The sequence below is a fragment of the Pseudaeromonas pectinilytica genome, assembly GCF_054780855.1.
In genome coordinates this window covers 1-12,500 of sequence record NZ_BAAGVN010000009.1, presented here as the reverse complement: position 1 = coordinate 12,500, position 12,500 = coordinate 1, and the positions used below count along the sequence as shown (strand labels likewise).

The following is a 12,500-nucleotide window of genomic DNA, read 5'->3' as shown; positions in this document are numbered from 1 at the left end:
CAGAAGTGAAACGCTGTAGCGCCGATGGTAGTGTGGCATTCGCCATGCGAGAGTAGGACACTGCCAGGCACCCAATTAGGTCGACAGACCCGCATGCGAGAGTAGGACGCTANCGAACACAGAAGTGAAACGCTGTAGCGCCGATGGTAGTGTGGCATTCGCCATGCGAGAGTAGGACACTGCCAGGCACCCAATTTTGTCGAAAGACCCGCATGCGAGAGTAGGAAATTATTTCGCAGGCAAACAATTTAGATATACGGTCAGACCGGATATCGCACGAGATACGTGCTGATATGGCTCAGTTGGTAGAGCGCACCCTTGGTAAGGGTGAGGTCCCCAGTTCGACTCTGGGTATCAGCACCACGATAAAGAAAACCCCGCTTCGGCGGGGTTTTTGCTTTGGTCTTTTTCAATGAATCGTTGGTATGCATGTCATCCGGACGATGCTATGAACCGATGTGGAACTCATCTGTGCGGAGTAGTGTTTCATAGTTGCCAAGCATGGGCTCCTGATTAAGATAGCGTCGCAGCATATCTTGCGCGGCAAAAGCGATGATGCCCTGGCGCAGGCTAGGATTCTGAATTCCCACCTTCAATGTCTGTGCCGCTCCGGTTTTACCATTCCATAAGGCAATCGAAATTCCATGCTCAGTTTCAGATCCAATCGCCATGGTAAGTTCTTGATTGTTATTGATCTGCCTCAACAGTAATTCGGCTCCGCCAGGTAACCAGCCCAGATGACCAATCAACTGGGGAATGGCAGGGGCGAGGGAATGCAACACCAGGCCTGCAGATCCAGATTCATAGATGTGTAGCTCCTGCCCAGCCAGCTTGTCGGCTAGCTCGCTAGGAAGATCCAGTTCATCTCGTGCCACCAAAAAAGGTGTAATGACGGCAAGTAACTGTGCCTCTGCGGTTGCGAAATCGGTCTGTTCGGCCTGCTGGCTGATCAATTTGAGCTCAATAATCGGCATGGACGAGCGGTAGCCTAGATCGATGTGCTCTGGCCAGGTTTGGGTATCCAGTCGATCACTGAGTGAGGACTCGGAGACACCAAAGGTGAAATAGCGGCGAACTTCAGTCGTGCCAGCGGCAAAATGGGTGCCTAGATCCGGCAATATTTGCTCATCGACCATTTGTTTGAATTCTGATGGCACTCCCGGAGTGAAATAGCAGCGTGCCCTGCCGATGCGCAGATGAAAACCGCAGGCGGTCCCAATCGGGTTCGGAATAAGAGTGGCGCCAGCGGGTAGCATGGCCTGTTTACGATTGCTCTCCGGCATGTCGCGCCCGCGCGAGCTGTAACGTTCAATGAGCAATTGCAGCCATTCGTCGCGGAGCTCGAGCTCCACGTCTGCAGCTAACGCAGCGGCTTCCGTAGTTTTATCATCCGAGGTTGGACCTAGTCCGCCATTCACAATCAGGATGTCAGCGACCCGTCCTCGCTCCTGTAGGATGTCGACTAGGTCATCCATCCGATCGCCAACCGTTTGTCGACGACGCACTTGCCAGCCGTGATCGAGTAATCGCTGGCATAGCCAGGCGGAGTTGGTATCTACGGTAAAGCCGGTGAGGACTTCATCACCGGTTGAAATAATTTCAATGATCATAGGTTACAAGATCCTCATGCAATCCATAGTGGCCTACTGGCTAGGCCATATGGTGGAAGGATGAGGGTATGTAATCTTGTGCCGGCTGGGAAGTGATTAATCGGTGGGGAGCCTAGTCTTTGTTTAGGCTCGGGTGGGAACATTGCTATGGTCGAAGTAAAAGCTAATCCGGGTTCGCGGATTCAGGTACTCAAACACCGGTGCCGGTAGGCGAGTCGGAGATATCACCTTGCCGATGGTCAGACCCACATCTTCCAAGTCGATGATCGGAGCCTCCTGGCGGGGAATAGCCGGGTCATAGATCAGCACGCTGGGAAACAGTAACCGCTTCGGATTGACCGACATGACCAGACCAACCTGACCATTGGAAAGCTGTACCACGCTGCCGGGTGGGTAGATGCCCAGTTGCTTGACCAGCAGGCCGATGTAATCCTTGTTGAGCTGTTTGGTGCGGTTCTTGAACAAGAACGACAGCACCACATGGGGAACCTTGGCCTTGCTCTGATCTTGGGGATGACAGAGCTCATCATATTCATCGACCACGCTGACCATCTGGGTCAGTTTATCCAGTTGTTCAGCCTTGAGGCCCTCGGGGAAGCCGGAGCCATCCAGCCGCTCATGATGATGCAGTACGACTTTCTTGGCGGTGTCGGGGCAGTCTTTGGTTAAATCAAGCAGCTCGTGACCATACCGAGTGTGCTGCTTTAACAGATTCAGTTCCGGCCGCGTCAGGGGTTCAGTCTTTCGCAGGATCTGGGTTGGAATGCGCAGCATACCGATGTCGTGGACCAGGGCGGCGAAACCGACTTGCTTCATCTCTTCTTCGGTAAAGCCGGCCTCTTTGGCCAGCAGCATGCTGAGGATGGAGACGTTGAGCGAGTGATAGTAGATGCTCTCGCCTTCTGGTGACTCCGACATCAGGTGCAGCACCATTTCATCGGTGCTGAGAAGCTGGGCAACAATGCCATCGACCAGTTCTTGTGCTTCCTTGATGGCCGTCAGTGGCCGAGTCTGCAGCTTGTTCATCAGATTGCGCAGCTGGCTGAGCGAGCGCTCAAAGGCTTTTTCGCTGCGTTGCAGATTGCGGCGGTACAGTTTGAGTTGCTCGATGCGTCGCTCTTTCTCGGCGGCTAAAGCTGCCTCGATGTCGTCCAGTGTACTTTCAGCCGTGGTTTCATTGGCTGGGGTCTCTATTTCCTGGACAGGTTTGGGTGGCATGGACGATTTGTCAGGAAACATGATGACTTGCTTCAAACCTAGCCGACGGATGAGATCAATCTCCTCCCGGCTTTTTATGGCGAAGCTGGAAAACAGAAAGGGGTGATCCTTCCAGTTGAGCGGGAGTTTGACGTAGTTACCGATCTGTAGTCGGTCGACAGAAATTTTTATACCAGTCATCTAGTTAGAGTACACATAAAACCAGCGCCTATGCCAGGCAAAGGCGTCGATGAGTCAGGAGTGCATTCTATCGATCTTGTCTCAAAATAGCTAAGAGGTGACAGCGTGCTATCGATTGGTGTAGATTTCTGGATGTCCAGACGTTTTTACTGATGTAGTACAGGAAGTGCACCATGCCTATCAAGATCCCTGACCGTTTGCCAGCCGCTGACGTGCTCGGCGCTGAGAACATCTTCGTCATGACTGAGAGTCGTGCCCTTCACCAGGATATTCGTCCATTACGGGTCCTGCTGTTGAATCTGATGCCGAAGAAGATCGAGACCGAGATCCAGCTGATGCGCATGTTGTCGAATTCGCCATTGCAAGTGCATGTCGATCTGTTGCGCATCGATGATCGCGAATCCAAGAACACTCCCAAGTCACATCTGGATACCTTTTATCACGACTTTGCTCAGGTAAAACATAATCGCTATGACGGCCTGATTATCACGGGCGCCCCCCTGGGGCTGACTCAATTTTCTGATGTGGTGTACTGGGATACCCTGGTCGAAATCATCGAATGGTCGCGTCAGCATGTCACCTCAACCCTATTTCTCTGCTGGGCGGCCCAAGCGGCGCTGAAGGTGATTTACGGTTTGGAGAAACAGACCCGTGAGGTGAAGCTCTCTGGTGTCTATGAGCACTGTCGGTTGGTCGCGCACGATCCGCTGGTGCGGGGATTTGATGATCATTTCCTGGCACCGCATTCGCGCTATGCCAATTTTGATGGCGACTTCATTCGTCAGCATACCGATTTGCAGGTCTTTGCCGAGTCCGAAGAGGCGGGGGTTTATCTGGCGGTGAGCCCAGATTGCCGTCAGGTCTATGTGACTGGACACCCGGAATATGATGCCGATACGCTGCATCAGGAGTTTGTGCGGGATACCGGAGCTGGAATTGATCCGCAGTTACCGAAGAATTATTACCGCAATGACGACCCGAATCAGCCGCCGCGAGCGACCTGGCGCAGCCATGGACACTTGCTGTTTGCCAACTGGTTGAACTATTACGTGTACCAGAATACGCCGTTTGATCTGAGCAATTTACCGTGAATGGCTGCTGAGTCACTCACCCTGCCAGCCATACCGGTTCAAGTCGATCGGAGATGCCGGGTGACAGGGGATCCCTTCTTGCTGCAGGCGTCCCTGTTGTCGCTGGTAGTCTTGGTCCCGTAACGAGATGGTTCCAAACCGATTGACCACCCGATGCCAGGGTAAGCGTGTATCCTCAGGCAGTCGACACAGAATGCCGCCGACTTGACGAGCGGCACGGGGGGAACCCGCCAGGCGAGCGACTGTGCCATAGGTCGCGACCCGGCCATAAGGAATAGCCGCTATCACCTGATAGACGCGCTGGGTAAAATTGGTTGTGATCTCTTCCTGTCTGGGAGGAGTGATGACAGACGAGTCGAGCATGGCGTGGGCCCTACAGTTTTTTGCCATACTGCCAGCCCCTCCGGTACTCGTCCAGTCAACAGCCGGATGATGATTTCGCCTTTGGGGGCTCTTGCCCGCAAGGGCCCAAGTAGTAATGAGGACAAGCCAGTGGCAGAACATGTGCAAGGAATGCCGATCCAATCCCGACTCACCGAATGTCTGCAGGAACGTATCCTGCTGATTGATGGGGGCATGGGGACCATGATCCAGAGCTACGGGCTGAAGGAAGCAGATTATCGTGGTGAGCGTTTTGCCGCCTGGCCCAGCGATCTGAAGGGCAACAACGATCTGCTGGTGCTCTCCAAGCCCCAGGTGATCCGCGAGATCCACGAGGCCTATCTGGCTGCCGGTGCCGATATTCTCGAAACCAACAGCTTCAACGCCACCCGCATTGCGATGGCAGATTACCAGATGGAAGATCTCAGTGCCGAGATCAATCGCGAAGCGGCACGGCTGGCGCGCCAGGTGGCTGACGAATGGACGACCAAGGATCCGAGCAAGCCGCGCTTTGTCGCCGGGATCCTCGGCCCCACCAACCGTACCTGCTCCATCTCGCCGGATGTCAACGATCCTGGTGCCCGGAACGTCACCTATGACGAACTGGTCGCCGCCTATACCGAATCGACGCTGGCCCTCATTGAGGGTGGGGCTCATCTCATCATGATCGAGACCATCTTCGATACCCTGAATGCCAAGGCAGCGGTGTTTGCGGTAGAGGGCGTCTTCGATTCGTTGGGCTATCGGTTGCCGGTGATGATTTCCGGCACCATTACCGATGCCTCGGGTCGTACCCTGTCGGGGCAGACGACCGAAGCCTTCTATAACTCGCTGCGCCACGCCCGCCCGCTGTCGTTTGGTCTCAACTGTGCGTTGGGGCCTAAAGAGCTGCGGCAGTATGTGGAAGAGTTGGCGCGTATCAGCGAAACCTATGTTTCGGTGCACCCGAATGCTGGCCTGCCCAATGCCTTTGGCGGCTACGATCTGGAAGCTGACGAGATGGCGGATCATATCCGCGAGTGGGCCCAGTCCGGATTCCTGAATCTGGTCGGCGGTTGCTGCGGCACCACACCCGCTCATATCGCCGCCATGGCCAAGGCGGTGGCGGGCTGTAAGCCGCGGGCACTGCCGGATCTGCCGGTGGCTTGCCGTCTGGCGGGACTGGAGCCGGTGACCATCAGCGCCGATTCCATGTTCGTCAACGTCGGCGAACGCACCAACGTTACCGGATCGGCCAAGTTCAAGCGTCTGATCCGCGAAGAGAATTACGATGAGGCGCTGGATATCGCCCGTCAGCAGGTGGAAAGCGGCGCGCAGATCATCGACATCAATATGGATGAGGGGATGCTGGATGCCGAGGCCTGTATGGTGCGCTTCCTCAATCTCATTGCCACTGAGCCGGATATCTGCAAGGTGCCCATCATGGTCGACTCTTCCAAATGGGAAGTGATCGAAGCGGGCCTGAAGTGTATTCAAGGCAAACCGGTGGTCAACTCCATCTCCATGAAGGAGGGGGTCGACAAGTTTATCGCCCAGGCCAAACTGGTACGCCGCTATGGCGCGGCTGTCATCGTCATGGCGTTCGACGAGCAAGGTCAAGCCGATACCCGGGCGCGCAAGTTCGAGATCTGCCAGCGCGCCTATCGCATCCTGGTGGATGAGGTGGGCTTCCCGCCGGAAGACATCATCTTCGATCCCAACATCTTCGCCGTGGCGACGGGGATCGATGAGCACAACAACTATGCCATGGATTTCATCGAGGCGGTCAAGGACATCAAGCAGAACCTGCCCCATGCCATGATCTCCGGCGGTGTCTCCAACGTGTCGTTTTCGTTCCGTGGCAACGAGCCGGTGCGGGAGGCGATCCACTCGGTGTTCCTCTACTACGCCATCAAAAACGGCATGGATATGGGCATCGTCAACGCGGGTCAATTGGCCATCTACGAAGACATCCCCGCCGAGCTGAAGGCGGCGGTCGAGGATGTGGTGCGCAACACCCATGCTGGGGCCACCGAGGCGCTGCTGGCGATTGCCGAGAAGTATCGCGGTGGCGCCCAGCAGGTGGCGGATCCGCGGGATCAGGAGTGGCGCAGCTGGCCTGTGGCCAAGCGGCTGGAGCATGCGCTGGTCAAGGGCATCACCGATTTTATCGACGAGGACACCGAAGAGGCCCGTCAGGAGGCGACCCGACCCATTGAGGTGATCGAGGGGCCGCTGATGGCGGGTATGAACGTGGTCGGCGATCTGTTCGGCGCGGGGAAGATGTTCCTGCCCCAGGTCGTGAAGTCCGCCCGGGTGATGAAGCGCGCCGTAGCTTATCTGCAGCCCTATATCGAGGCCGAGAAATCCGGCAGCAGCAGCAACGGCAAGATCGTCATGGCCACGGTGAAGGGCGATGTCCATGACATCGGCAAGAATATCGTCGGCGTGGTGCTGCAGTGCAACAACTTCGAGATCATCGATCTGGGGGTCATGGTCTCCTGCGAGAAGATCTTGCAGACCGCCCGTGAGGTGAACGCCGACATGATTGGCCTCTCGGGGCTCATTACTCCCTCCCTGGACGAGATGGTGCATGTCGCCAAGGAGATGCAGCGTCAGGGCTTCACCATACCGCTGCTGATTGGCGGGGCGACCACTTCCAAGGCGCATACCGCGGTCAAGATCGAGCAGAATTACCAAGAGCCGGTGGTGTATGTCTCCAACGCCAGTCGTGCGGTAGGCGTGGCCCAGAGCCTGCTCTCCGCCGAACTCAAACCGGCTTTCGCGGCCCGTTTGGCCAAGGAGTACGACGCCGCCCGCGAGCAGCACAGCCGCAAGCAGCCACGCACCAAGGCGGTATCGCTGGCAGAGGCACGAGCTAACGCCTGGTCTTGCGATTGGGCTAGCTACCAGCCGCCCAAACCAGTCAAGCCGGGCATCCATGTGCTGCGCAACGTGCCGATTGAAACGCTGCGCCGCTACATCGACTGGACCCCCTTCTTCCTCAGTTGGGAGCTGGCAGGCAAGTATCCGCGCATCCTGGAGGATGAGGTGGTCGGTGAGGAAGCCAAACGCCTGTTTGCAGATGCCCAGGCCATGCTGGATCGGTTGAGTGGCAGCGGTGAAGTGGAAGTAACGGGCATGCTGGGGCTGTTCCCGGCCAATAGCATCGGCGATGACATTGAGGTCTATACCGACGAGAGCCGCACTCAGGTCAAGACAGTACTGCGCGGATTGCGGCAGCAGACGGACAAGGCTAGCCAGGCGCGGGATGGCAATATCTTCCCCAATTACTGCCTCTCCGATTATGTCGCCCCCAAGGCCAGTGGCGTCGCCGACTGGGTCGGAGCCTTCGCGGTGAGTGGTGGCTTTGGCGAGTCGGGGCTCGCGGAAGGGTTCAAGGCGGCGGGGGATGACTATAACGCCATTCTGGTACAAGCCGTGTGTGACCGTTTGGCAGAGGCCTTTGCCGAATACCTGCACGAGCAGGTACGCACGGATTATTGGGGCTATGCACCGGATGAGGCGCTCTCGAACGAGGATCTGATCCGCGAGAACTACCAGGGTATTCGTCCGGCGCCAGGTTATCCGGCCTGCCCCGAGCACACCGAGAAGGGCACCCTCTGGCAGCTGTTGGGGGTGGAAGAAGCCATCGGCATGCAGCTGACCGAATCCTATGCCATGTGGCCTGCGGCGGCGGTCTCCGGTTGGTACTTCAGTCATCCGGATGCCAAATACTTTGCGGTGGCGGGGCTCCAGCCTGATCAAGTGAAGGATTATGCCGAACGTAAGGGCATGACCCTTGAAGAGGCCGAGCGTTGGCTGGGCCCGAATCTGGGCTACCAGACTGAGTAACAGCGCGCGATCCGACGCAGGGCACCGAGAGGTGCCCTGCGTCGTGATGGGGAAACGGCAAACAAGCGGCACAGTCACAGCAGACGTTGCCGCCGCGTGGCACAATGGTGCAATGAGCTGGATGTGGGGATTGAAGAGGAATGGGGATGCGAGCAGTAATGGGTGCCGTGGCGTTGGCCGCTATGATATGGGCTGGCGTGGCGGCTTCGTCCGGTGAAGATGCGCAAGGGCGCGCCTATCAGCAGTTGCTGACTCAGTTTATGACGTTGTCGCAGAGTGAATCGCCATTGGCCTATATCCGGCTGGTGGCGGAACCCGTGGTTCAGGATCCCAGCGACAAGAATTTCACCGATCTGGTCGCCGTGCTCAAGCCCCATGTGCAGCAAGAGCCGCGGGCCGCTCTGCTCTATGCGGCATTGCTCAGCGCCCAGGCTCACAAGCCGCTGCTTCGTACCCAGAGTGATAGCGGGGAAATATCGCCCCAGCAGATCAGCCTGTGGCGGGCGCTGGACAAGGATCCCATGATGCAGCAGGCCAATGCCTTGTTGACCGGGCAGTGCCAGCAGCAGAACCTGCAAGCCTGCATGGCCTGGTTCTTCCAACTAGTGGATCTGGGCACCCCGATCATGATGGCAGGATCGGAAACAGAACAGCAGCAACTGCTGGCCTCGCTGGTTGCGCCGGAGAACGAGGTGCGGCGGGTGGCGATCATGAACTATGCCCAGCAGCCTTCGCCGGCGTTGGCCAGTCTGATCGCCAGTTTGTATAGCAAAGGGTTGGCCCCCATCCCGCCTGAACAGGCTGCGGGATTGGGCTTCGTGCGGGATGCCGAGAAGGCGGCGCAGTGGCAGCAGAAGGCGCAGCCCTGAGGGGACATTGTGTGGACCTCCGGCAGCCATCGCTTGCTGTGACGGGGAGCCAGCGCGGATAATAGGGCCTCGGCATCACGCCGGGGCTTTGTTTTTTGTGGCTCATATCCGGCATTTCGCGATGGCGTGCGTTGTCATTCATGAGTTGGGCGTAACAGAGGGATCTTGATGGTTACCATGCAGGATGTGGCCGAAAAGGCTGGCGTCTCCAAATCCACCGTCTCGCGGGTGCTCAGTGGCAAGGTGTTGCTGAGTCAGGCCACCCGGGATCGCGTCAATGCGGCGATTGCCGAATTGGGATTTCGCCCGAACACCTTGGCCCAGGCTTTGGCCAATCAAACCTCCAATACTTTGGGCCTGGTGGTCTCGAATTTTGAAGGCCCCTATTTTGGCCGCCTGCTCAAGACCATGGCCCAGCAAGCGGAGCTGGCGGGTAAACAATTGATGGTCACCGATGGCCACGATGATCCGCTCCGGGAGCGGGCGGCCGTCGAGCTGCTGGTGGACCGCTGCTGTGATGCCATCATCCTCTACAGTCGCTATATGCCGGAGGCGGATCTGGTGCAGCTGGTCGAGACGCTGCCGGTGCCACTGATGGTGATGAATCGCCCGGTACCCGGGTATCCGGAGCGGGCCGTGGTGTTCGATCAGACCGGCAGTGTGACGGCCGCCATGGCGTACCTGTTGGCGCAGGGCCATAGACACATCGCTTGCATCAGTGGTCCGCAACGAACACTGACGGCCCGCGCGCGGCTAACGGCTTGGCGGCAAGCTCTGTGTGCGGCGGGTATCGATGCCCCGGAGAGCTGGCTGGTTGAAGGCGATAATCTGGTGGAGGGGGGCTATCGTGCCTGTCAGCAGTTACTGGCGCGAGGTATCGACTTCACGGCGCTGTTTGCCAGCAACGATGATATGGCCATCGGCGCCTTGCGCGCCTTGCGCGAGGCGGGGATCCAGGTCCCGGCACAGGTGTCGTTGTTTGGCTTCGATGATGAACCGGCGGCGGCTTACCTCTCTCCAGCCTTGAGTACCGTCCATGTCCCGATTGAGCAGATGAGCGAGCTGGCGGTTCATCAGGCTCTGCGTCTGGCGTCCGGTGTGCCGGTGGAAGGCCTGCCGCCGTTTTGTGGCCAGTTGCGGCTGCGGGAATCTTGCCAACAGGTCCAGGGTTAGCCGATGAAGGCACTAGCGGGTGATGCCGAGGTGTGGCTGGAGCAGCAGCTTGGTCATTTGCAAACGAGGTCGCCTCTGCTGGGGCGCGGTTATCAATTGCGGCTGGCGACTCTTGCCGATCGGGATGCGATCCTGCTCCTGGAGCGTTACTGTTTCTCGCCCTGGTTGGCGTTTGGTCGTCGCCATTGGCAGGAGCAGTTGCGGCGTCAGAGTCGCCGCGTCTGGTTGATCCTGGATGGCGAGCAGGTGCTGGCCTATATGGCGTTGCTCCCGCACCGGGGTTGGCACCAGGTGTCGCTCACGGCACTGGCGGTGCACTGGCAGCATCGCGGCCAGGGTCTGGGCACACTCTTGCTGTCAGTCGCCGAGCTGGAGGCTCGGGCCCATGACTTACCGCGCTTGCGCCTGGAAGTGGATTGCGACAATCAGGGCGCCCTCGATCTCTATCAGCGTCACGGATATGTCGCACTTCGCACCATCCCTGACTATTATGGCGTGGGCCGACCGGGTATCCGCTTGGAGAAACGGTTGCCAGAGAGTGCGTGAATCATAAGCGGCTCATGTATCTTCGAGAGGATGGCGCTGTGGCGCCCCAATACGAGAATTCAGCAATGTTGAAAAATCTGCGTGCGATGACGTTCTGGAGCTGCTCCATGTTATTGGCTCTGCCATGCGGAGCGGCGACTGCAGCCAAGGCTCCGGATCTGGCCTCGCAACTGGCCACCATGGATAAAGCAGCGACCGCCTCGCTGGATAGCTGGGTCTATACCGTCGAAGGGTTGGATGTGACCGCCTGGCTGGATACCACTCCGGTGATCATCAAGGTACCGATCCTCAATGAGAAGCACGAATGGCAAGGCGATAGCCGTTATTACTTCAAGCAGGGCAAACTGTTTGCGGTACAGATGCCCTATGGTCGCTATCAGTTTGATGGCAAGGGCGCCATGATCCTGTGGCAGGACGAAACCGGTACCCAGAGCGAGCTACCCGGGACTGCCGCCTGGAGTACCCGTCAGGAGTGGTTGAAGAAGCGGGCCCTGCAATTACAAAATGCGTTTGCTCCCAGCGTCTATGAACAGCGACTGAAGAAGCCGGGCAGCGATATTCAGCTGCAGGGGATGGCGCGAGTGGAGTATCTGTGCGTGGGTCAGCTGTATGCGCTGACCCGAGCGGAGAAATTAATCCATGAGGCGGGCGCCCTGACGGCGGCAGACAACAAATTATCGGGCGCAGCACAGGCGCGTTTCGCCACCGGTTGGCGGCCGTTGGCCTTTACCTGCACCGTAGATGGCGCCGATCGGGTCAGTCATCTGACCTATCAATACACAGGGCCGGTCAAAACCGCGAACTGATGCCGCTTGTGGGTCAAGAAAACGCCATCCAGCTGGATGGCGTTTTTTTATGGGCACTTGCTAGCGATACTAGCGGGGTTTGATCGGCGTCTGGATCAGCAGATCCCAGTAGCCATCACGGTGGCCATCATTCAGATACTGCTCAAAGCAGGGCCCTTCCGCGGCTTGATAGCCACTGCTGGGTAGCCAATCGCGGAACAAGGCATTCCAGGGCGAGGCGAAATCATCGTTTTCCACCCGGCAACGGTAGCAGGCGTAGGTGCCTGCTGGCACTGTTTGCAACTGGACCTCTCCCTCGACCGGGGTCCCGGCCGGAACGCTCAGGGCGACATCCGCCTTTAACTCGCTGGGCGGGGTGATCTCCGGGTTATCCCAGTAGAGGGCCAACCAGTCGCCAGCCAGCAGGTTTCTGGGTTCAGCCCATGCCATCAGACGGTTGAAGCCATCGGGCATGGTCTCGTTGTAGGGGCCAATGACGCGAATATAGGCGACCAATTGCGGCTCGCGGTTGATGATCTGTACATCCATTAGGTGACTCCTTGTGGTTATCCCATGATGGCGATGCCGGGGTCTGGTGATGTTCATCGTACAGCGAGACCATTTGGCACCGAGCTGTATTAATATACAGTTATTTCGGTTGGGCGGTGATTTTTTTTCCGGGAGCCCTACGATTTTGCGAGTTCGAGAGGATAATCGATCCAGCTTTTGACCTAAATAACCGTTCCGAAATGTAGATCACTTATCCGGGAAAGAAGGGAACTCGGCGTCGTTTGTGCGATCTGATTAATCGCC

General features: G+C 57.6%; 10 protein-coding genes, 1 tRNA gene and 1 rRNA gene (1 of these 12 running past the window's edge). 8 read left to right on the top strand and 4 right to left on the bottom strand.

The window, feature by feature from the left end; genetic code table 11:
* Both rrf and ACYVG7_RS00595 read left to right on the top strand, forming a co-directional pair.
* Positions 1-69 (top strand): 5S ribosomal RNA (gene rrf, locus ACYVG7_RS00600) (it extends 46 nt beyond the left edge of the window).
* A 218-nt stretch (positions 70-287) separates the two neighbouring features.
* Positions 288-363: transfer RNA gene (locus ACYVG7_RS00595), tRNA-Thr, on the top strand.
* A gap of 83 nt (positions 364-446) precedes the next feature.
* On the opposite strand, the gene ACYVG7_RS00590 is transcribed toward ACYVG7_RS00595, so the two are convergent.
* On the bottom strand, positions 447-1,610 hold the full coding sequence (locus tag ACYVG7_RS00590; RefSeq protein WP_460881319.1) for a CinA family nicotinamide mononucleotide deamidase-related protein: 1,164 nt from the start codon (positions 1,608-1,610) through the stop codon (positions 447-449).
* Positions 1,611-1,733: 123 nt separating this feature from the next.
* Positions 1,734-3,008 carry an HD-GYP domain-containing protein gene (locus tag ACYVG7_RS00585; RefSeq protein WP_460881318.1) on the bottom strand — a complete coding sequence of 425 codons (1,275 nt, stop codon included), beginning with the start codon at positions 3,006-3,008 and terminating at the stop codon, positions 1,734-1,736.
* 173 nt (positions 3,009-3,181) lie between these two features.
* On the opposite strand from ACYVG7_RS00585, the gene metA reads away from it, so the two are divergent.
* Positions 3,182-4,099, top strand: coding sequence for a homoserine O-succinyltransferase MetA (gene metA, locus ACYVG7_RS00580; protein WP_460881317.1), 918 nt, complete (start codon positions 3,182-3,184; stop codon positions 4,097-4,099).
* 12 nt (positions 4,100-4,111) lie between these two features.
* Here metA and ACYVG7_RS00575 read toward each other — a convergent pair whose 3' ends face one another.
* Positions 4,112-4,489 (bottom strand): MGMT family protein, encoded by a 378-nt coding sequence (locus ACYVG7_RS00575; RefSeq protein ID WP_460881316.1) that lies wholly within the window; start codon positions 4,487-4,489, stop codon positions 4,112-4,114.
* Positions 4,490-4,612: 123 nt separating this feature from the next.
* Here ACYVG7_RS00575 and metH point away from each other — a divergent pair, with 123 nt between their 5' ends.
* The 5 genes from metH (at position 4,613) to ACYVG7_RS00550 (ending at position 11,708) form a co-directional block, all read left to right on the top strand.
* Complete coding sequence (gene metH / locus ACYVG7_RS00570) at positions 4,613-8,314, top strand: methionine synthase (RefSeq protein WP_460881315.1); 3,702 nt, start codon at positions 4,613-4,615, stop codon at positions 8,312-8,314.
* Positions 8,315-8,460: 146 nt separating this feature from the next.
* The gene (locus ACYVG7_RS00565; protein ID WP_460881314.1) at positions 8,461-9,183 is read left to right on the top strand and encodes a hypothetical protein; all 723 of its coding nucleotides are present in this window, start codon (positions 8,461-8,463) and stop codon (positions 9,181-9,183) included.
* A gap of 168 nt (positions 9,184-9,351) precedes the next feature.
* A complete protein-coding gene (locus ACYVG7_RS00560) occupies positions 9,352-10,356 on the top strand; it encodes a LacI family DNA-binding transcriptional regulator (RefSeq protein WP_460881313.1) in 1,005 nt (334 codons plus the stop codon).
* A 3-nt stretch (positions 10,357-10,359) separates the two neighbouring features.
* Entirely contained in the window at positions 10,360-10,902 is a 543-nt protein-coding gene (locus ACYVG7_RS00555; RefSeq protein ID WP_460881312.1) for a GNAT family N-acetyltransferase, read from the top strand.
* Positions 10,903-11,009: 107 nt separating this feature from the next.
* Complete coding sequence (locus ACYVG7_RS00550) at positions 11,010-11,708, top strand: hypothetical protein (RefSeq protein WP_460881311.1); 699 nt, start codon at positions 11,010-11,012, stop codon at positions 11,706-11,708.
* A 69-nt stretch (positions 11,709-11,777) separates the two neighbouring features.
* Here ACYVG7_RS00550 and ACYVG7_RS00545 read toward each other — a convergent pair whose 3' ends face one another.
* The gene (locus ACYVG7_RS00545; RefSeq protein ID WP_460881310.1) at positions 11,778-12,236 is read right to left on the bottom strand and encodes a GyrI-like domain-containing protein; all 459 of its coding nucleotides are present in this window, start codon (positions 12,234-12,236) and stop codon (positions 11,778-11,780) included.
* Between the last annotated feature and the right edge of the window lie 264 nt (positions 12,237-12,500).